Source organism: Nocardioides jensenii JCM 1364 = NBRC 14755 (assembly GCF_001552535.1).
Lineage (GTDB): Bacteria > Actinomycetota > Actinomycetes > Propionibacteriales > Nocardioidaceae > Nocardioides > Nocardioides jensenii.
This window is the reverse complement of record NZ_BCRJ01000008.1, coordinates 125,821-146,272: the sequence shown is the minus strand read 5'-3', so window position 1 is coordinate 146,272 and position 20,452 is coordinate 125,821. Positions and strand designations below refer to the sequence as shown.

General features: G+C 66.8%; 20 protein-coding genes. 2 read left to right on the top strand and 18 right to left on the bottom strand.

Annotated features, from left to right (window positions below):
• Window positions 1-6: 6 nt before the first annotated feature.
• The 18 genes from NJ4_RS04955 to NJ4_RS04870 all read right to left on the bottom strand — a co-directional run bounded on the left by NJ4_RS04955 (window position 7) and on the right by NJ4_RS04870 (window position 16,070).
• Window positions 7-618, bottom strand: a complete 612-nt coding sequence (locus NJ4_RS04955; protein WP_245644460.1) for a hypothetical protein — start codon at window positions 616-618, stop codon at window positions 7-9.
• A gap of 81 nt (window positions 619-699) precedes the next feature.
• The gene (locus tag NJ4_RS04950) at window positions 700-1,686 is read right to left on the bottom strand and encodes a ParB N-terminal domain-containing protein (protein ID WP_082748181.1); all 987 of its coding nucleotides are present in this window, start codon (window positions 1,684-1,686) and stop codon (window positions 700-702) included.
• Window positions 1,679-2,536 carry a hypothetical protein gene (locus tag NJ4_RS04945; protein WP_067431056.1) on the bottom strand — a complete coding sequence of 286 codons (858 nt, stop codon included), beginning with the start codon at window positions 2,534-2,536 and terminating at the stop codon, window positions 1,679-1,681. Before NJ4_RS04945 ends, NJ4_RS04950 begins: the two co-directional genes overlap by 8 nt.
• Window positions 2,533-2,886, bottom strand: a complete 354-nt coding sequence (locus NJ4_RS04940; RefSeq protein ID WP_067431052.1) for a hypothetical protein — start codon at window positions 2,884-2,886, stop codon at window positions 2,533-2,535. The genes NJ4_RS04945 and NJ4_RS04940 overlap by 4 nt, the downstream gene beginning before the upstream one ends.
• On the bottom strand, window positions 2,883-3,788 hold the full coding sequence (locus NJ4_RS04935) for a bifunctional DNA primase/polymerase (RefSeq protein ID WP_082748180.1): 906 nt from the start codon (window positions 3,786-3,788) through the stop codon (window positions 2,883-2,885). The genes NJ4_RS04940 and NJ4_RS04935 overlap by 4 nt, the downstream gene beginning before the upstream one ends.
• Window positions 3,789-3,949: 161 nt before the next feature.
• Entirely contained in the window at window positions 3,950-5,266 is a 1,317-nt protein-coding gene (locus NJ4_RS04930) for a hypothetical protein (RefSeq protein ID WP_067431049.1), read from the bottom strand.
• Between the two features lie 58 nt (window positions 5,267-5,324).
• Window positions 5,325-8,420 carry a LysM peptidoglycan-binding domain-containing protein gene (locus NJ4_RS04925; RefSeq protein WP_067431046.1) on the bottom strand — a complete coding sequence of 1,032 codons (3,096 nt, stop codon included), beginning with the start codon at window positions 8,418-8,420 and terminating at the stop codon, window positions 5,325-5,327.
• Window positions 8,417-8,842, bottom strand: a complete 426-nt coding sequence (locus NJ4_RS04920; RefSeq protein WP_082748179.1) for a pilus assembly protein TadG-related protein — start codon at window positions 8,840-8,842, stop codon at window positions 8,417-8,419. Before NJ4_RS04920 ends, NJ4_RS04925 begins: the two co-directional genes overlap by 4 nt.
• Window positions 8,839-9,264, bottom strand: coding sequence for a TadE/TadG family type IV pilus assembly protein (locus NJ4_RS04915; protein WP_067431038.1), 426 nt, complete (start codon window positions 9,262-9,264; stop codon window positions 8,839-8,841). Before NJ4_RS04915 ends, NJ4_RS04920 begins: the two co-directional genes overlap by 4 nt.
• Entirely contained in the window at window positions 9,261-9,614 is a 354-nt protein-coding gene (locus NJ4_RS04910) for a TadE/TadG family type IV pilus assembly protein (RefSeq protein WP_245644459.1), read from the bottom strand. Before NJ4_RS04910 ends, NJ4_RS04915 begins: the two co-directional genes overlap by 4 nt.
• Window positions 9,615-9,636: 22 nt before the next feature.
• Complete coding sequence (locus NJ4_RS04905; RefSeq protein ID WP_067431031.1) at window positions 9,637-9,825, bottom strand: hypothetical protein; 189 nt, start codon at window positions 9,823-9,825, stop codon at window positions 9,637-9,639.
• Between the two features lie 44 nt (window positions 9,826-9,869).
• Window positions 9,870-10,775 carry a type II secretion system F family protein gene (locus tag NJ4_RS04900; protein ID WP_067431018.1) on the bottom strand — a complete coding sequence of 302 codons (906 nt, stop codon included), beginning with the start codon at window positions 10,773-10,775 and terminating at the stop codon, window positions 9,870-9,872.
• Window positions 10,772-11,446 (bottom strand): type II secretion system F family protein, encoded by a 675-nt coding sequence (locus NJ4_RS04895; RefSeq protein WP_245644458.1) that lies wholly within the window; start codon window positions 11,444-11,446, stop codon window positions 10,772-10,774. Before NJ4_RS04895 ends, NJ4_RS04900 begins: the two co-directional genes overlap by 4 nt.
• Before the next feature lie 179 nt (window positions 11,447-11,625).
• Window positions 11,626-13,095 carry a CpaF family protein gene (locus tag NJ4_RS04890; RefSeq protein ID WP_082748177.1) on the bottom strand — a complete coding sequence of 490 codons (1,470 nt, stop codon included), beginning with the start codon at window positions 13,093-13,095 and terminating at the stop codon, window positions 11,626-11,628.
• Window positions 13,092-13,802 carry a hypothetical protein gene (locus tag NJ4_RS04885; RefSeq protein ID WP_245644457.1) on the bottom strand — a complete coding sequence of 237 codons (711 nt, stop codon included), beginning with the start codon at window positions 13,800-13,802 and terminating at the stop codon, window positions 13,092-13,094. The genes NJ4_RS04890 and NJ4_RS04885 overlap by 4 nt, the downstream gene beginning before the upstream one ends.
• A gap of 56 nt (window positions 13,803-13,858) precedes the next feature.
• Window positions 13,859-14,527, bottom strand: a complete 669-nt coding sequence (locus NJ4_RS04880; protein WP_067431011.1) for an SAF domain-containing protein — start codon at window positions 14,525-14,527, stop codon at window positions 13,859-13,861.
• 32 nt (window positions 14,528-14,559) lie between these two features.
• On the bottom strand, window positions 14,560-15,507 hold the full coding sequence (locus tag NJ4_RS04875) for an ATP synthase (RefSeq protein WP_067431008.1): 948 nt from the start codon (window positions 15,505-15,507) through the stop codon (window positions 14,560-14,562).
• Entirely contained in the window at window positions 15,495-16,070 is a 576-nt protein-coding gene (locus NJ4_RS04870) for a hypothetical protein (protein ID WP_067431006.1), read from the bottom strand. Before NJ4_RS04870 ends, NJ4_RS04875 begins: the two co-directional genes overlap by 13 nt.
• A 376-nt stretch (window positions 16,071-16,446) precedes the next feature.
• Between NJ4_RS04870 and mobF the strand changes: the two genes are divergently transcribed.
• Window positions 16,447-19,929 (top strand): MobF family relaxase, encoded by a 3,483-nt coding sequence (gene mobF / locus NJ4_RS04865; RefSeq protein ID WP_067431003.1) that lies wholly within the window; start codon window positions 16,447-16,449, stop codon window positions 19,927-19,929.
• Between the two features lie 106 nt (window positions 19,930-20,035).
• Window positions 20,036-20,347 carry a hypothetical protein gene (locus tag NJ4_RS04860; RefSeq protein WP_082748175.1) on the top strand — a complete coding sequence of 104 codons (312 nt, stop codon included), beginning with the start codon at window positions 20,036-20,038 and terminating at the stop codon, window positions 20,345-20,347.
• The last annotated feature ends 105 nt before the right edge of the window (window positions 20,348-20,452 follow it).

Below are 20,452 nucleotides of genomic sequence, written 5' to 3'. Positions count from 1 at the left end.
CCGCGGTCACTCCAGCGGATCGTCGAGCCTGGAGAGGCGCAGCAGGTGGCACTTCGGATACGTCGGCGCGCAGACGATGAACACGGTGAACGCGACCTCGTGCTGGCTTGCGACGTCCTCGCCTCCCCAGACGCCCTCTCGGTGGCGCGCTCCTCTGATCGTGAATGCGGTGGTGCCTGGCAGCAGTTCGTCGCCTGCCTGTGCTTCGGCAGTCGCCCACAGGTCGGGCATCTCGACCGACGCGACCTCGATCCACTGTCGGGTCTCGTATTTCCTCAGCTCGATCCAGATTTGGTCGGTCGGGAGGTAGTTGGCGATGTCAGAGACCAGTCCGGCGGACGATTCGCCGGTCGGGTCCGCCACGGAGACCAACTGCTCGGTCAGCGAATGAGGAGTGCTCGTGGTCCGGGTGTCCCAGGCAAACAGTGTCGTCGCGACTTGTCGCGCGAAGGCCTCCGGTTCAGCCGCGTCCAGCGCCGGTGGCGAGGTCTGGGTCGCGATTGGTTCAGACGAAGGAGTTGCGGACGTCGTTCGTGGCTCCGCGGACGGATCGCGGTTCGCGAACGCCGCGTAGCTGACAACAGCGACCAGGAGAAGCAGGACACCGACCGCGACCACGAGGAGGCGGCGCCACCGCGTTCCGGTCGTATCGGGAAGCTGGATCCACATTCGTCGTCCTTTCGTTTCTCTTGCGACCCATCAGGCCGGCGTGAGCGCGCGCTCCGCCTCGACCGTTCGCGCGAAGGCCGCCGTCTCGTCCAGGACTCGGTTGAACATCGCCCAGTCCTCAGCGGAGAGCTCAGTGGCGACTTGGTTGGCGTCGTAGTGCCTGGACCAGCCGTCCATCTCGCGCCAGACCATCGCGAACGACTTCACGGACCGCTTTGCGTTCGCTGCTGCGGCAGCTCGCCTCGCCCGGTTCTCGCGCATCCGTCGCAGCCGTTCGGCGTCATCCCGGGCGCGCTTCGCGTCGGCCTCTGCGTCCACATCCACGTCAGGGGATTCCATGCGCCGCTCGGCGGCCTCGACCACAGCTCGCACGCGCTGATAGCCGGGATCGACAGGACCGCCGTTGCGAATCCGCTCGAGCTCATCGGCGGCCACCTGACGTACCCCAGCGGACAGGTCCCGGTCGGCCGCCACGCGTTCCATGGCGAGGATCTGGTTCAGCCGGGTGTACGACGCGGAGCCGGTGATCATCTCGGCAGCCCGTCGTCGCCCGTCGCCGTGACCCCGGGGGAACGGTGCCGCCGAATCGGCGGCACCGTCCTGAGTACCACCGTCTTCGCGGCGGCCGCCGAACTGAGTGGCCTCCTGCCGACGCGCTGCGTCCTCTTCGAGAAGGGCCACCATCTCCTTGTAGAGCTGCGCCGCTTCGTACGTCGTCAGCGGCTTGTGGGTCAGGTTGTCGTCGCGCTCGGCGAGCAAGAGAGTCAGCTCGTCGCTGAGCCCCGAGCGCACCCAGACCCGCACGTTGCTCCATCCGAGCTGTCTGGCTGCTTCGAGCCGGCGGAACCCGCAGATCAGGAAGCCGTCAGTCGTGATCGTGATCGGCTGCAGGAGGCCGAAGCGTTCGAGAGACTTCTTCAATTGATCGAGGTCGCCGGGATCGCGTCGGTGGCGCGCGCCAACATGAATGGACTCGATGCTTCGCTGGAGCTCCGCGCGACCGCGTGACTCAGGCATGCGCCCGCTCCGTTGCGACGGGGGCTGCGCTCGCGATGGCGTCGGCGATGCCAGTGAGGTGAAACAGTTCGTCGTAGCGTTCACCGGTCAGGAGGCGCTTGAGAATGCCTCGCCCTGAGGCCGTGTGTTCGAGATTCGGCAGATCGTGTCCGAGCACCGCATGGAGGACAGCGATCCACGAGTCCTGATCGATATCCAGATGGCATCGGATCGACGGGTCGCGGCGCAGCGACTCGAAGGTGCTCCGCTTGTTTCCGGTTCGGATCAGGCGCGCGGCGATGCATTCCAAGGCCATCTGGGCCGCCGCTCGCGACCACCCCGAATCCACGAAGAACTCGACCGCAGTCTCGAGCGCGACCCAGGCGTTCGTCGGCTCGGCGTCTGGTTCCTCGCTGTCGGGATCGACCGCCAGCGGATCTTCCACGTCCGACAGGTCGTCGAGTGACCAGAACGAGGGATGGAAGTCCGCGAGGCTCGTCTCGTGATCGCTGATGCGGTCGGCGTCGTGGAAGTCGGTGACGTCGTCGGTGCGGACCTGGTCAGTGCCGCAGAGCAGTCCTTGTGCGCGCTCTTCATAGAACATCTGAAGTGCCACGGCGTGCGTGATCACTGCCCAGGGGTCGTCGGCAATCCGAGCCGCGCGAGTGCGCATGACGTCCCACGCAGCGGCAGCGGCCTCGGCCGGCTCGCGATGGTGCTTTGCTGCGAGGCCGGCGTACTTCCGGGTGGTCAGCGCCATCAGTTCGGCGACGTCAGGGTCGTGCTCCCATGGGCGGTCGCCTCCGTAATGAACGTCGACGAGGAGCAGGCGCAGGCGCTCGGGGTCGTCAAACGGGTGGATGTCGCTCATAGCTCGACTCCTCGATCTGTGGTGGGTGTGCTCGGCAGCGGGCGCGCGATCGCGCGTCGCGTGACCCGGGCGGCGGAGCGTGGCGCGCGCTGGGCTCGACGGTTCAGTTCGGCCTGCAGGTCGATGCCGCGACGGATGAACTTCGAGCCGACAACCGTCGGAAGTTCACTCGGACGGACCCATGCGACGGACGAGGAGGCAGCGTCCTGCGCGGCTGTACTGCCGGGCGTTCGAACCGAGGGATCCGCATGCTTGGCGAGCTCGCTGAGTTGGTGGTCGACCTGTTCACGGGGCGGCTCGGGGGCGTCCAGGGAGCGGTCGATGTGGCGCTCGTACGGGTCGGTGTTCACAACGTCACCGCCTCAACCGCTCGGGTAGGGCCCACGGCGTTCGCCGGCCCCAGTCGCGTGGCGATCCGGTACGCCGAACGGATGGTCGCGGTGGCCTCCCGATCGGACAGTCCGGCCTGCTGCGCTGCCTCGCCCAGAACGCCAGCCGCCTTCTGAAACGGGTAGTTGGACTCGGCCATGCGGCAGGCGGCCCAGAACAGGCCGCCGTTGCGATCGCCCTCGGGGCGGCTCGCGACCCAGTCCGCGAGCTTGTCCGGACGGGCTCCCGCGCTGGGAAGGTCAGGCGGCGGGGCGTGTCGGCGAGGTGGATCGAGGAAGTTCCGGAGCGCTGTGCCATCGATGGAGCGAGGCTGATGGGAGGCGAGAGCGACCAGTTCGTACCCGCGCTGGCTGCCGTCGGCGACGACAACTCGCGAGGGCGGGGCGATGACGTACCCACCGTCTCCTCGGAAGTCGACGTGATGCCCAGGCAGTTGCCATGACCGGTGCTCCTGCCCGGGCCAACGAAGGAAGTAGGCGTGGAGGCCGCCCGACGGTGTTCTGACCTGCCACGCCCAGCTTGAGACGAGACCAGCGTGCTGCGCCTTCTCGAAGGCGCCGAAGCCCGAGCCGCCCGCGTGGACGTCGACATCCACGACGTCGATGCCGGACGCGGCACCGGTGGGGATCCCGAGGTTCGCCGTTGGCCACGCCGACCACCATCGGGACACCGGGCCCGGGTCGGCTGTGGCGTCGTGGAATCCGTGAGGCGTCAGGGGCCGCTTCTCGCCTGGAGCACATGGGAAGACCGGAATGCCGTGTGCAGCCAGGTTCAGCGCCGCGGATGCCGGAGAGACGTCGGGTGCGCCCAAGTCGCGTACGAGCTGAGGTGACCAGCGCGCGTTGGCGGTTGAGTCGTTCATGCCGACCACGTTGCGCCCAGGGGGGCACCAATTATCGCCCGTCCTAAGGGGGCCCGTCCCAGGGACGGGCGCCCCCGTCAGGAAGCGTTTGTGCAGGTCAGGCGGGGGCCCGTCCTAAAGTTGAGAAAGTTTCGGCAGAGTCCTTGCGCGACGCTGGATTGTCAGGATGCGCGGGCCGGGAGCACCAGCAGCGTCCCGTCGCTGTGCTTCTCGATCTCGATCAAAACGTCAGCGGTCGGCGACGTTGCGCTGTGAGCCGGGGCAAGCGCACGCAGCCGGTATGACGCGTCGAGCAGACTGTCGACCTGCTTGCGGGTCATGACCTTGTCGATGAGCCGCTTGGGAGAGCGCAACTCGAGTGCGGACAGTCGCCAAAGTACGTTCTGGATGCGTCCTTCCAGATCGTTGATCCGCTGCTGATCAGTCCGCAGGCTCTGCACGAAGTTCTCGAACGGGTTGTCGTGATCGCCTTGGCCAGCCTCTACGCCTTGAAGGACGATCACGCGGCGCTTGAGAGCGATCGCGAGCGCAGCCATCTCGAGATGGGCGCGGAACTCGCCGCCGTCCTCGGTGATTCCTGAGAACGCCGCTTCTAGTTCAGCAACATCGACATGGTCGTCTTCGAGGACCGCGTCGAGCGCGGCCTCCCACTTCTTCACGCGAGTGATTGCTCGCTGGGAGGCAGTGCTGATGGCGTGAACCGCTGAGTCCAATCCGAGAGAGGATCCGATCTTGCCCCGGTCGAGCAGCAACGCGGTTGCCTTGTCGATGGCGTCGCGGCAGCCGTCGAGTTCGCTGCGCTCCGACTCGAGCTTCTCGTCATGCAACTTCTCGAGGAGTTCGGTGATGTTCTCGATGGCCTTCTGGCGTTCGTGGTCGGCGTAAGCGCTGGCGCTAACCGCCACTGCCATGAGCACAAGTGGCGCGGCGACGGTCAGAGCGGTGCCAGCGACGGCCGTACCTGCGGCCGTGCCGACGGCGGTGCCCGTCGCTCCGGCGGCTGCCGCTTCGACCGGCACGAAAGTGGCCTTCGCGGCGACGACACTCTTGCCGGTGCTGGCTACCAGGTCGCCATACACACCGCCGTCGACTGCCTTCGATGCCATTGGCTTCACAAAGCCCTTGCCGAATTGCGAAGCTACCTTCGACGGCACGTGCATTCGGTAGAGGACCTCGCTGGATTGCGCGACTTGAGTGACAGACGGAACCTTCGATGAGGCGTTCACGAGCCGCGAGAGCTCCTGCGCGAGTGGACTCATGGCGTCGAGGGGGAGCCCAGTCGACCGCTCCCGCTTCGCCGGTAGTGGGTGCGCCTCCAAGGTGACCAACGGCGCCGATGCAAACGCCGCGAGCGCCGAGCGGAGCTCGGACAGGCGCTCGGGGGTGAGGGCTCCCTCATCCGCGAATGCTGGAACGGTCGCGCCCTTGGTGGTGGACAGGGTCCAGAAGGGCACGATCGTGCCGTCAACGTCGCTCATCGATCTCCTTGGTCAGGAGTCACACGATAGCCGCCGGAGCCGACAGATCTGGTGGCCTTCAGGAGGCTGAAGGGCGGCGGGGTGCTCTCGGCGCACGTTGTTGACCCCATCCGTTGTTCTTCACGATCTCCTTGGTGCGCACCGGCAAATCGACCGGCGGCTCATGGTCGTCCCGACGGTCGAAGACGTCCTCGCTGAGCATCTGTTCGGCGGCGTCGGCGTGGCCCTGAGTTTCCAGGACCTTGGCAAGGTCCAGCCGACTGACTTCGTCGTACGGCGCGGCCGTGCACGCCTTCTCGGCGGACTGACGGGCTAGGTCGAGGTCACCTCGCTGGAGGGCGTCGAGGACAACGATGTGAGCCGTGTCCACGATGGCGCACGGAATGAGGTCCTGTAGGCGCTCCGCGTCGAGAAGCCAGTTCCACCCCTGGTCGCGCAGCTGATCGAACGGTTTGCCGCCCACGAGTTGCAGCGCCTGGACGAGGTCAGCGATGCCATCGTGACCCCGCGCTTGGCCACGCGCGCGGAGGCGACGGAAGAGGTCGACGTCCACGAGGAGGTCCTCGACCTGGTACCCGTGCCATTCCGCGTCCGGGCGGTCGCCCTGTTTGGGGATGTGCCACTCGCCGGTGCGGGGATCCTTTCCGAGCCACTCCCGCACGTAGCCGATGTCTGTTCGGGCGCGCGGCTGACCGATGTGGAATGCCTCGGCGATCGCTCGCGACATCGCGCCCTCGGGGTGGAGCGCCACGAAGGCGAGCAGTTCTGAGTAGTACGGCCGGCGCTTGACGATCTGCTCGACCACCTTGCCGTGGGCCGTGACCCGAACCGGGCCGAGGAGCGTGAGCCGCGGAAGCCGAGAGTCTTCGTCGAACCATGCCGCGACGTCCTCGTCCAACAGTGGGTCGAGGTCCGCGAGAGCCTCAGCAACTTCGTCGGCAGCCCGGGGCGCAAGCTCGTTGATGTCCTCCTCTGTCGCCGCCGCTACCTCCACGTACGCATCGGTACGCTCCGGCAACAGTGACGTGGAGTCGGTCGCGCCGACCAGACGCGGACGCGTGTACTCGGTGCGCAGCGCTCCGGCCTGATCGGCAACCGACCGCCAGCCATCTGCGGCGTGTGCGAAGTTTGGGATGTCGGTGGTCGGCGTCACTCTCGTGACGTCGACAATGGCGGCGCAGAGCGTTGCTTCCTCGGCTGTCAGCCCAGCAGCGACAACGTCGAGCCCGATGGATGGCGTCACGAGGCGGCCAGCGGCAGTGAACTCGAAGACGGTCGCACTCTCCGACGGCGTTGCGGCCACGGTGACGACTGCAACCCCGAATCGCCCTGCCGACCGCGCTCGGGCTTCGTCAATGACACCGGCAAGGTCGATGTCGGTTGCGATGACCACCAGCCACGGATCGGGTTCGTCGCCCTGCCGTCGGCTCGCAGCTTGGATCTCGGCCGTCACGGAGTGGACGGCCTCGTCGTCCGCCTCGTGAGTGCGGAGTCGCAACGTGTCCAGGTCGCCCAGTTCCTCGCCGATACCGAACGTTTCGGTCTGCACAAGTACCGACCATGGGTTCAGGGCCAGCTCGGCGGCAGCATGCCGCGCGAACGCCAGGGCCTGATCGCCGTCGCCAGATAGTGCGATGGAGCCCAGCGGTTCGAGGTTCACCAACCACAACGCTCCGTGGTCGTCACGACCGACGCTCACGAGCATGGGGTACGGCGGCAGAACGTCGTCGTCCACGCCGACTGTGCCGAGTTCGACCTGCCAGCGCTGCTGCTCGCCCTTCCACGGAGCTGCGAGCTCCACGTGTTCGGCGAAGTGGAATGTCGCGACTCCCCGAGATAGGGAGACGGATGTCAGCGCCGGGAGTGGCGTGTCCCTGTCCCGCGCCTGAGCAGCGATGTTGTTGAGGGCGGAGTCGAGCCCTTCGATGTCGTCGGCCGACCGGTCGCCGTGTGCGGTCGCTGTCTTGTCGATCTTGATCAACTCGGGGGGATTGGGGGCCAGCGTCTGCCCCGGCCGGCGGTAGCGGAGTTGAGTGCGGCGATGTGCGCGCACCGCTAGGAGAACGGCGCCAGCGAGGAGTCCGCCACCGGCAACTCCCGGCAGTAGCCAGGCGGGCGCGCCTTCGGCTGGCAGGTCGTCCCCATTGGGCACGGGTGTGGGCGGCTCGGCCGCGGGCTGACTCGGCTCAGCTTGAGGTGTCGGGATTTCAACCTCGGGCTGCTCAGCAAGTGGGGGCTCGGTGGTTGGCGGCGGCGCGTCCGGGGTCCTATGGCCATCAGGTTTAGCCGGGTCGTCCGCTCGCGGAATCGTCAGCTTCCAACCGGGGCGAATCACGTCAGGATCCTCCAGGTGGGCGCCGTCGGGCTGATCGGTCGCGCGTGATGCCTCGAAGATCTCCGGATACCGGGTGCCGTCGCTGAGCTCCTGCTCAGCGATCTCCGACAAGGTGTCGCCTGGCTGAACCACGACGATCTCGGAATCCCTCGACTCGACGATGGGCACGCGAAGCACGGTTCCGGGCGTGATGAAGTCCGGGCGGCCATCAAGGACTTCCCTATTGAGATCGACGAGTTCGGTGAAGCGGGCGCCATCCCCGAACAACCGCTCGGCGATCCTCCACAGACTGTCGCCTCGGGCGACCGTGTACTCGCGTGTCTGTCGCTTCTCGGCCGTCGACTTGGGTTCGACAGACACCTGCGGAACTGGCTCCGCCGAGACCGCCTCGGCGCCCATCGGCGTAGGCGACACGGGCGCAACAGCGGCGGCGGCGTGCGCAGGCGGACTCGGCAGAGCGGCGGCGATGGTCGGAGCCGCCATGAAGAGCAGGGCAGCAGCGCCGACTAACTGGGCTGCGAACTGTTGGGGCACTCCGAGTCCGGGCAGCGCGGGCGCGGGGACGCGGCGGACCTCCGAGACTGCTGCCAGAAGCACGGATCCCGTCATGACTGCCCAGGCGCCCCAGCCCACGGCTGCGAAAGCCGCGAACGCGAGGCTTCCGTCATCTGGTCGGGTGAGCATTCGCCGGAGTTCGCCGAGATCCGCATCCCACGGGGCGAAGCCGATGGTGATGAGGACCGCCGGGAACGCCACCACCAGCCCGAGCAGGGCAATACAGGCGAACAGCCCGCGTATCCGTTGACCGATTGTCGTCATTGCTCCGTGCCTCCAATGGTTCTTACAACCCGTGCGGATGCCTCGCCGGTGACGGTCAAGTCCGAGATGCCGATGGCTCCGAGGAACTGGGGGTCGTAGTGGTCAGTCACGGTCACCGTGACCGTGTCGCCGCCGGTGATCTCGACGGTTCCCTCGACATCAGCGGCCGCGAGGTACTCCTTGGCGGCCGTCCGCGCAGCCGCCAGATCGACGTCGACCGAGCGGCCCTCGATTGCGGCCGGAGCCTGAATCCGTTGCCCTCCGGCCCGTGCGGCCTGGGCGGCGATGTCGTGAGCTCGCTGCTGGGCATGCACTTGACCGCCGAGGTCGACGGCAAGACCGACGAGCATGATCATCACGAAGCTTGCGGTGACCAGCCAGACGCTGATCGAGCCTCGCTCGTCACGGACGCGGCGGGTCACGACCGCTCCCGGAACGAGTCAAGCGGCGAGGTGACTGTCGCCGTCACGCTGCGCGATCCAGGGACGCCGGGCACCGCGAGATCTGCGAGGTTGAGTTGGCACGAGACGGTGACCTCGACGGACCCTGATGTTCCGACGGGCTTCGCGAAGTCGGACGAGTCGATCGAGACCTGAACGGTGATGCAGTCGATGCCTTGGTTCGCCAAGCTGGCTCGCGCTGCCTCCTCGGCGGCGGAGCGGGCCTCCTGACTCGTTCGTGCGATCGATGCAGTTCGCGCGCCGTCAGCCGCGGCGGACTCAACCGCTCCGTGAGTCATGGCAGTGCGTCCGCCGAAGATGATCAGCCCGACGAACAGAGCGAAGGCAGGCACGCCGATCACCGCCTCGATGGCGGCGGACCCTCGCTCGTCTCGCTGATTCACGGCTCCGTGATCCTCTCCGTGGGAAGCGAAGCCGACTGCTCGATCCGTGGCGTCCATCCCGGGATGACGCTCAGACTGTGGCCAGTCACTGTCACGGTGACTGTCGTGGCCGTCCGATCAGCCGTCACGCTGACGGCCGACAGCACGTCGTCGCCGCCCGCATCGGAGACGAACGCGTCGGCGGCAGCGACGCCATCAGACCGCGTTCCAGTCTCTGCACTAGCCGCACGAGCCCCCTCCTGCGCGGCGGCAATCGCCACCGTTCGGGCGTGGTAGAACAACGCGGCCTGCATCCCTAGGAACATCACCGCGAACAACGCAGGCAGCAGGATCACGAGCTGGATCGACACCGACCCGTGCTCGTCCCTTCGCCTACTTGATGTTGCCGGCCTGCGCTGTGACATAGGCCTTCACCGCTGCCACCACCACGCCGACGATGGCGATCACGGCGACAGCCCAAAGCACGTGCTCCGTGGTCACTGAGCCGCGCTCGGTTCGCGCACGCATCCGTGCGTCGAGCCCGAAGGCGACTCCGAGTAGGAGTCCGATCAGTCGGTTCATCTCGTTTCCTTCCTGTCCGCGGTCCTTTCCCGTCGGGCTGGCTATTAGGTGTTGCTGAACATCCGGAGCAGGGACGGTGCGACGAGCAGCGCCATGAATACGACTCCGAGCAGGGACCCGGGGATGGTCATCCGCTCACCGACGGCGTTGGCCTCGGCGACTTCGTCGTTGAGCATTGCCGTGCGCATGGCGGCTGACCGGGCACGCAAGTGGCTGTACACGCTGGCGCCTTCCTCGCCGGAGAGCCGCATGATGTCTGCGAAATCGTCGAGTTCCGGGAGGCCGAGTTCGTCCGCAAGAGTGTGGAGCGCGTCCCACGGGGGCTGACCCGACCACCGGGATCGCGTCAGTTCCTCCGACAGTCGGGTGAACACCCACGAGTCGCCGACAAGTGCCGCGGCCTCCATCGCCTGCCGGACGCCCGAACCGTTGTTGCGCTCCAGAGCCACGAGATCGATGTAGGCGCCCAAGGCACGCGCGAACTCGAGTCGAGCCTTCTTGGCGTCGTCGATCACGTTGTAGTTGGGCACGAAGAACATCACTGCGGCGAGGCCGACTGACGCTGCGCCAGACAGGGTGATCGGGAGCCCCAATCCGAGAAGGTTGAAGAACAGGGACAGCAGGGGCGGAATCAGCAGGCCGAGGAACGCGAAGACGATCTTGTCTCCGTAGAACTGCGCCACCGAGATGCGGAGCACCGCAAGCTCGCGAGTTGGCGTGCGCACCCAGAGGCCGGCAGGGAGCGACTTGATGGCCCAGAGCCCGATCCGTTCCTTGCCCTTCGGTGCGACGTCCGATGGCCCGAGGGTCCGGCGAGGGTTGCCCGCAGCGAGTCGACTGAGTGCGTCAGCAAGGTCCGGCTCGGTCGGCAGGACGCGAATGACGAGCAGGGCCATCCCGAACGAGATGAGAGCTCCGCTGGCGAGGGCTGTCACGAGACCGGGCGTCATGTCGCCTCACCCGTCCGAGCGACCCGAGCTCCGAGGAACCGTGGCAACTCCCGGCCGATGGCCATCCGCTTCATCCAGACAAGCGTGCCGACGTACGCCGCAAGGAGGCCGACGAGAATCACCTGGCCCAACGGACTTCGGTACGGCTCAACGTACGTTCCGGATACGGCGAGTACGACGAGGACGCTGGCGCTGATGATCGTCACCCACCGTGCTGTTGCCCGGGGCTTGGCCCGATCTGCCTCGACCTGCCGTCGAGCACGGACGTCTGCCGCCACTGACTCCGCGAGGCCATCGAGCACGCTCGCCAGGCCGGCCCCGCGCCGTCGAGCGCCGAGAATCAGGTTGGCGGCCACGAGGTCTCCGGTGGAGTCGTCCAGTTCGTCGGCGAATGCGCGCAGAGCCTCTTCGGTTGCCCAGCGCGCCCGGAGCCGCGCGACGAGCCGTGTCACTTCGGGCGCGATCGCAGCAGGAGTGGATCGCATCGTCGCCACCAGCGCCTGCTCAAGTCCGACGCCTACCGTTAGGACACCCGACAGCGACCGTGTCCATTCCTCCATCGCTTCGAGTCGCACGATCCGTGTCTGTGCCGGGCCGGATGACAGTAGGGCGGGAAGGCCGACGAACGCGATGGGAACGAGTACGAGCGCCATCGCCCAGCCCGTCACCATGACAGCGATCAGACCGGTGATGGCCCCGGCTGCCAGGAGCCCTTGGGTCTGCCGCGGCAGCGGCTTCAGGTGACGCTTGCGTGGTGGCCGCTCCACAACTGGCGAGGGCGTCAGGCCGACCACGAGTGCGATCACTCCGCCCACGATCAGGGCACCTGCGAGGGCTGGGACGAGGATGATCATGACGTGCGTCCTTGCTGGAGCAAGTAACCAGAGAGGTCGAAGCCGTGCTCTGTGAGCGCTCGGTAGGCGTCGGGGAGAACATTCGGTGTCGCGACTCTGTCGGAGTCTGGCGAGAAGACGTGCGTCGTCGCGTAGCCCGTCTCCCTCTCGCCGGGATCGAGGGCGATGATCTCTGCCACCCGCCGCCGACGAGTCGGCCCAGAAGGACCAGTCGTCGTCTGGAGGTCGAGGTGCACAATTAGGTCGACGGTCGCAGCGAGTTTGCTGGTGGCGAGGGCCTGAGTGACGTGCGGTCCCGCCTCCATCGCGCAAGTAACGAGCTTGCGCACGGCCGCGACGGCATCCGAGGCGTGTGTCGTTGAAATGGAGCCGGTGCCGGACTCCATCGCCTTGATCATTGCCCAGATCTCCTTGCCTCGGACCTCGCCGACGATCTGGCGCGAGAGGTTGAACCGGAAGGAGTCGACGAGGGCCTCGTCGAGGGTGAACTCGCCAGCCTGCCGTCCGTCGACTCCACGCTCGCCGGAGCCCGGCCTGGCCTCCCAGGGGTGCACGATCCGGTGCCGATCGAGCAGTTCGTGGAGGTGGAGCTCGTACTCGGTCTCGAATGTGCCGATCGCCTCAAGCGGGTCGATCTCGGCGCACAGTGCGCGCACGAGGGTGGTCTTTCCTGCTCCCTGACATCCCGAGACGACGATGCTCCGGCGCGCCTTCACCGCAGCCGACAGGAAAGAGGCGGCTACCGGCGTCAGCATCTGACGATCGACAAGATCCTCCAGCCGAACCTCCATGAGTCGGTGGCGACGGATGACGACGGACGGGCGCGGCGTGACCCAGGCCGCGGCCGCGAGACGGGAGCCACCATCCAGCCGCAGGTGGAGTCGAGGCTGCGCCTCTGAAAATCCGCGTGCATTCACCTCGCTGCGTGAGGCGAGGAACACCAGGAAGTCGATGAGGTCGTCATCGGAGTCAGCGACCGATGGACCTTCGAGCAGCGAACCGTCAATCAGTTCGAGCAAGACACGGTCGTGACCGGTGATGATGATGTTCTCGATGCGGTCGTCGTCAACGAGCGGCTGGAGCCGACCAAGGCGAAAGAGGGAGTCGAACACCGCGTGCGCCAAGCGGGACTGGTCAGCCGCGGACATCGACGCGGAGCCCTCGTTCACCCGGTCGACCATGGCTGTGTCGATGAGCTCGAGAACGATTGCTCGCCCGAGTTCCTGCTGGCCGGTTTTGTCGAGTCGACCGCGGTCGGCCGCTACGGCCTGACTGAGTTGGTCTGAGGCCTTCGCGCGCAGTGCAGCGACCATCTGCCAATCGACGCCCTCGGCGGCCTGCGGTGGCGCGAGTGGCATCCGCGACACGGACCCGATGTGCCGCGGCGCTGCAGTCGCGACGTCGGTTGCCGGCTGGGTGAACAGCGGCAGAGTTCGTGGATCGTCCGAGAACCGCCCGGAAGTCATGACTTCACCTGCGCGAGGAGTGCCGATCGGCGCCGTTGGATCACTCCATGGATCGCCTCGATGCTGGCTCGAACGCTCCTCACGTACGAGGCAGTGTCGAAGTGCTTCGGTTGCTGCGATCCGCGGTGGAAGACCGCGGCGCTCGCGGCGTCTTCGGCGATGCTGGCAATCACAGGCTGGCCGACGACTGAGCTGACCTCGGTCGCGCCGTAGGGCTTGCCTTCGCCGATGAGGAGGATGCCTGATTGCCTCAGGTCGCCTGGTGGTCGCGCAATGGCATCCGCCCACGTCCGCGCTGCCGAGAGCGCCGGGAGGTTGGTGCGAGTCACCAAGAGAGTCAGGTCCGCTGCGTCCATCAGCGCCGCCGGGGATCCCGAGAGTCCCAGCCGGCCGGCGTCGATGACGACGTCCTGCCCGTTCTCCTCGAGTTGGCCCAGTGTCTCCGCCAGCGGAGCCCACACATCACGCAACGCAGCGGCCTGGGTGCGAGATCGTGTGCCAGCGAGCAGGCTGACGTGCGTTTCAGGAATCAGTCGGATGGCCTCCCTCAGCGCATCAGATGGCGACAGCGCCGAGAGCGCAAGCTCGATGATGCCCACGTCGTACTCGCGCGTTCCTCGGAAGTAGCCCGCCAGGACGGCGGAACCGCCTGTCGGGTCCGCCTCAACCAGGACCACCGGACGCGGCCAGAGGAACGCGAAGGCCACCGCAGTGGTGGTCACCCCGGGCGAACCGGACGCGGACGTGAGGGTGATGACAGCCATCAGCGATCCCTGGCGTCCAGGACCAAAGCAACGTGGCCGGTAGCGATCCGAGCGGCCAGTACCGCTGCATCCTCATGGCGAACCAGCAGGTCGACGACGGTCTCGCCCGTGTCTTCGTTGACGTGCACGGCGACTACCTCGGCGTCGCTATACTCCGGGGTGCCGCCTGGAGCATCGCCTTCGGCGGCTGGTGTCACAACGACCCTGACGTGATCGCCAGAGTGCAACGCCAAGCCGGGCGCCTGAGCCGGAGTGAGCGCAACCCCAACGACGGACTCGCCTGTCGCCGGGAGGGAGGCGGCCGTGAAGGACTCAGGGGTCAGGGCCGATCCGCTCGCGATATCGAACGCCGCGCGTTGGCCGACCACCGACGCGAACCTGTCCGCTGAGACGGGGGTGAGGGCGGGGTCGGAGCTGAGGCGAACTGTCGTCAGATCGCTCTCCTCGATGACCGAACCGCGCTCGATGTCGGTCCGGGCAACGAGGACTTCCTGGCTGTTGGTCGTCACCGACCATGTCCAGCCCGCGACCACGGCACCAAGGCAGATGGCGACGATCGCAACGGCGACCATCCCGGGCTTTCGACGCAGCTTTGGCGGCGGGGCGATCGCGCCGTCGGTCGAAGTCAGGTCGCGGCCTGTCTTGTCGTCCCGAATGGATGTGGTCATGGGTCCCTCGCTTGTCCTCCCGCGCAGGTCGCTCAGTTCACGAGCACCTGCGCCTCTCCGATGGAGATCTCGACAGCACGGGTCAGGCCGTTCAGTCGGATCGTTCCGGTCTGCCCCGCGCCTGCCCAGGTGATGACCCAGTCCGACGTGGCCGTGACGGTGTACTTGTTGCCGGGCTTGCCGGCACTCGACTTCTGATAGGTGTGGCCGCACGTCGGTGACGACCGGTCGTCGTACTCCGCCTTGTACGGCGTGCCGGGCCCGTTGCAGATGACCTCGGCTCCGTCACCCATGTCCCAGGTGACGCGATGGAGACGAGCCGTAGCGGTGACGGTGATGCCGCCAGCCGACGCGGAGGCGTTGATCGGCCCGACCGTGTGGCTGTCGGGGTTGGCTGCCCACATCCAGACCGGCATGCCGACGATCCCGATGCTGCCGGGTCCTGGCTTCGGGGCGATGCCGATGTTGATCGCCGACAGGTTCATCTGATCGATCGCAAGCGTCGCGACCTCCCGCGGTGTCGGTCCGGCACCGGAGTTGGGCGGCTGCGCGGCCGACCACATGTAGATCTCGAGGTCGGTCTGAGGCTGGTAGCAGCGATAGACGGCGCCATCGCCGGGCTCGTGCCCCTGCCAACCCGGATCCCCGGCCGGTGGTTGTGGGTCGACGAGCCAGATGTAGCAGTTGTAGTTGTTCGACCAGTAGCCGTACTCGCTCGAACAGGGGACCGGTCCCGGCGGCGGCTTGTGGATGTTCTGGGCCGTTCCATCCCAGTAGCAGGACTGTCCGTGTCCGGTGTCCTTCGGCCCGGGATCATTCGGTTCTTCGGGCGCAGGGACTTCGATCCAAATCAGGCAGACGCCGGTCTCCGGATCGGTGACCTGGCACGTCGTGTCAGCGACTGCGCTGGTGCTGGCGCTGAGGATCAGGCTCGCGGCTGCGAGTGCGGTGAGGACGACATTGGTGATCAGGCGTCGCATGGCGTTCGCTCGATGTCCTGGCTGGAGGCAACACGCCACGCGCCATCGGGATCAGAGTCCCACTCGTAGTTCGCGACCGAGTACCGGATCCACCCGGTGTCCGGTCGGTCTGGGGTTACGACGGACTTGCCATCCGCGTCGAGTACGTCGACGCCGCTGACGTCGAAGCACACATCGATCTGCACGGTCGGGACCTTGCCGGCCTGCGGATCCGAGTTGTCGAGGTTGACCGACTGGACCTCAAGCTCGACGACTTTCGTCTCGCCGGTCTGGTGCAGCCCTTGCTTCCGCTCTCGCTTGAAGAGCGTCTGCTGTGTCGCCAACTCGGTGCTGATCGCCACCGACTTCAGCATCGACAGCGGCTGGTCCGGGTCACGCCGAAGCTGGTTCCGGATCGCGTAGTAGTCGTTCACCGTCGCGGTCGCCGCCCCTGTGGCGGACTCCGAGGGAGACGTCGGCGTCGGGCTGCTTGAGGACGGGCTCGACGCCGGTGGATTGGAACGCGGATCGGCCGGATCGCCATCGTCATTGGCGCACGACGTCCCGGCGACCAGCAGCAGCACCGCGGTCGCGAGTGAAAGTACTCCTCGTGAGTTCGTCATGGCCGAGTCCCTGCGAAACTCCCCGAGATTCCCCCGAGGAAGTTCGAACGGCGTCCGGCCAGCGGTCCGACGCGAACGCCGATCTGTCCTATTGAGTCACGACAAATAGGCCCTGCGCAACAGTTCCTCATCCGAAGCTCCTTCCGAGTCGACGCGTTGCCGATCACTCCACAGGTGTCGAAGCCCGCCCGTCCTGTCCAACCGCCGGCCTCGATTTCGTCCTACACCTCTTGCAGAACGAGGCCCGGCCGTCTCCGCCGTCAACTGTGGATGGACACCTGCTGCCGGCGGGTTGTGGACCTGAACCGACACCTTCTGGTCGAGGAGGTGAGGCGCGGTGACCGTCTCGATGCGCGTGATGTCAGCGGGTACTGGCTACCAGTACCTGCTCAGGAGCGTGGCCGCCGGCGACGGCAACAGGCGGCTCTCAACGCCGCTTACGAGGTACTACACCGAGGCGGGCACGCCGCCAGGGCGCTGGCTCGGATCGGGACTCCACGCGCTCGGCAACGGGGAGATCCGCCAGGGCGATGTCGTCGGGGAGCAGCAGCTCGCGTTGCTTCTGGGCACCGGCAGCGATCCAGTGACTGGCGAGCCGCTCGGACGCGCGTTTCCAGTGCACGAATCGAAGGCCGATGAGTACGGGTCTGATGCTGGCCCCTCAGCCCGCCGGGCCGTCGCCGGGTACGACCTGACGTTCAGCGTTCCGAAGTCGGTGTCGGCTCTCTGGGGGGTGGCGGATGAGGGCACCCAAGCCTTGATCGTCGAGGCCCATCACCGCGCGGTGGCTGAGGTCATGGACCTGGTCGAGCGCGAGGTTGCTGCCACCCGTCGAGGCGTCAGCGCAGGCAACGGGGCAGTCGCGCAGGCCGACGTGGCCGGGGTGATCGCGACCGCTTTCGATCACTGGGACTCACGTCTCGGCGACCCGCAGCTCCACACTCACGTCGTCGTGTCGAACAAGGTCCGGACAACCGAGGACGGGCGGTGGCGCAGTTTGGACGGGCGCCCCCTCCATGCGTCGGTCGTCGCCCTGTCGGAGCACTACAACGCTGTGCTGGCTGACCGGCTCACACGCACATTCGGAGTCGAATGGGAACAGCGAACCCGCGGCGACAACCGGTCGTCTTCCTGGGAACTGGCGCCTGTGCCAAACGAACTCGTCGGCGAGTTCTCCTCCCGATCACGCGGCATCGAACTGGAGACCGACCGCCTCGTCGAGGCGTACGTCCGCGAGCACGGAGGGCGCCCGTCCTCCGCGGCCATCATCCGGTTCAGAGCCATGGCGACTCTGTCGACGCGGCCTGAAAAGACCATCCGATCCTTGGCGGATCTCACGGAGGAGTGGCGAGGACGGGCGGGTCAGATCCTTGGGACGGGCGCCCCCGAATGGGCTCGCCGGATCACAGGCTCGATGGGCGCCCGTCCTCAACCCGCGGGGCTTCTGCGCGCCGATGACATCCCGCAGGAGGCAGTCGACGAGGTCGCCGTGGCGGTCGTCGATGCCGTCAGCGAGAAGCGGTCGACCTGGCGCCACTGGAACCTCTGGGCTGAGGCCTCACGCCAGACAATGGGCTGGAGGTTCCAAAGCGCCGACGACCGCGAGCAGATTGTCGGGCTGATCGTGGCCGACGCCAAGGCTCGGTCGGTCATGTTGACCCCACCCGATCTCGCACAGCTCCCGGAGATGTTCGTCCGCGCGGACGGCACCTCACGATTCCGGCCGCGCCACTCGACGATCTACTCGTCGACGGATCTTCTGGCCGCCGAGGATCGGCTGCTCGAACTCAGCCGAATTACGGATGCGCCGATCGTCGGGGTCGATGGAGTCGCCCGAGCCGCTTCGACGGAGGACGGTCAACACCTACTCAGCGACAGCCAAGCCGAGGCCCTTGCGAAGGTCAGCGCGTCTGGACGTCAACTCGACCTGCTAGTCGGCCCGGCCGGGGCGGGTAAGACGACGGCGATGCATGCCCTCCAACGGGCCTGGCGCGCCGAGCACGGGCGCGACAGCGTGGTTGGTCTCGCGCCGAGTGCGGTGGCAGCGCAAGTCCTGGCTGAGGACCTCGGCATCGAATGTGAGAACACGGCCAAGTGGCTCCACGAGTACGACCGTGGCCGGGTCGCGTTGCACGGCGGACAACTCGTGATCATCGACGAGGCGACCCTTGCCGGCACCCTGACGCTTGACCGGATCAGCCGAATCGCGGCCGAGGCCGGCGCCAAGGTGCTGTTGGTCGGCGATTGGGCCCAACTCCAGTCGGTCGACGCCGGCGGTGCCTTTTCGCTACTCGTCAGCGAACGGCCGAATGTCGCCGAACTGACCAATGTGCATCGCTTCGTCAGCGAATGGGAGCGCGAGGCGTCCCTCGATCTCCGCTTCGGACGCAGCGACGTCATCGGCGTGTACGCCGAGCACGACCGCCTGAAGGAGGGAACGACCGATGAGATGACCGACGCCGCGTACGCCGCGTGGCGCGCCGACACAAGGTCTGGGCGGTCCAGCGCGCTTGTCACGGAGGCGACTCGGTCGGTCTTCGAACTCAACAAGCGGGCCCGTGCCGAGCGGATCCTCGATGGCGACACTCGGGCGAGCACCGAGGTCCGCCTTATCGACGGCAGCCACGCATCCGAGGGTGACCTGATCATTACCCGACGCAACGACCGGCGGCTCATGCCGCTGCGAGGCGGCTGGGTCCGAAACGGCGACCGGTGGCAGGTCCTGAGTGTCGGTAGGGACGGGTCCGCCGAGGTGCGCCGGATCTCTGGCGCTGGGCACGGCACCGTCAGGCTGCCAGCGCCTTACGTCGCAGAACATGTCGACCTTGGGTATGCCGTCACAGCTCACCGCGCCCAGGGCATCACGGTCGACACCTCACATGTCGTCGTCGCCGGGACGACGACCCGAGAGAACCTCTACGTGTCGATGACCCGGGGGTGTGAGTGCAACACCGCCTACGTCGCGCTCGACCAACCGGACGACAGCCACGCCGCTCCGGAGCCCGACGAGGTAACGGCCCGAACGGTTCTTTACGGAGTCCTCCAGCACTCGGGCATTGAACTGTCCGCTCACCAGACGATCCGTGCTGAGCATGATGCCTGGGGCTCGATCTCCCAGTTGGCCGCCGAGTACGAAACGATCGCAGCTGCCGCTCAACGGGACCGATGGGTCGAGCTGCTCGATCGCTCGGGGCTCACCCGCGAACAGGTCGACGACGTCGTGCAGTCGGACTCCTTCGGTCCATTGACGGCCGAGCTTCGTCGAGCCGAGGCGAACCACCACGACCTCGATCTCGTCCTGCCGTCGGTCGTCGGGAGGCGGGGCTTCGGTGATGCCGTCGACATCGGCGCCGTCCTCATGAGTCGCGTCAGCCACGAGACTGGACGTGTCCGCCGCGGGAAGCGCAGCGCCGAGCCCAACCTCATCGCGGGGCTGGTCCCGGCGGCCGACGGTCCGATAGCGAGGGACATGGCGGACGCGCTGCGAGAGCGAGCCCACCTCATCGAGGATCGAGCACTTGCGCTCGCCGAAACGGCGGTCGACACCAACGCGCAATGGCTCAAACGACTCGGCACGGCACCCGACGACGACGCTGAACGGTCGCGGTGGATGCGTGAGGTCGCGACTGTCGCCGCTTACCGCGACCGCTACGGGATCTCGGCTCGAAGCGCGCTCGGCGAAGAACCCGCGACGGATGCCCAACGCCGCGACGCCGGTCGAGCTGAACAAGCCATTCGCCGGGCACGGTCCACCTCGAAGGCTGAGGCCGTCGAGATCGATCGCGGGAGGGTGCTCCGACGAGGAGCTTCGATCGCGTAGTCCACAGGTCGGCGTTTGTCGCGGTTATCCACCACTCCGTCCACAGCCAGTCCCGGCCGCGTCGAGCCGTGCCACGTTCGGTCGCACGAACCGATGGGAGAACCCAATGCTTGCCCTGCTGTGGAACATCAGCGCCGCCCTCCGCGGCTACCTGCGCTTCTACATGCCGACCAACCGCGCCCTCGACTGGCTGCGGACGCCTCGCGGACTCAAGTGGGCTGTCCCCATCGCGCTCGTCGTGACGCCTGCCTACACCTTCGGGATGAGCGTCGCTGCCGTCATCGCTACGAGACCGGGCTTCGGGTGGCTGTACCTCCTCGTCCTCCTCTTCAGTTGGAACGCGATGAAGTTCATCTGGATGGCCGTTCTCAGCGTTCCGCTCGTGGTTCGTGACCTGGTCCTCCGAGGGGCCGGGTGATCGACTGAGGCGTTTCGCCGCATTGATTCCAGACGATTCGACCGGATTCTGTCGGTCGCCTTCACTAGAGTGCCTTGACGGAGCCCCTCGCGGAGCTCGGACAGG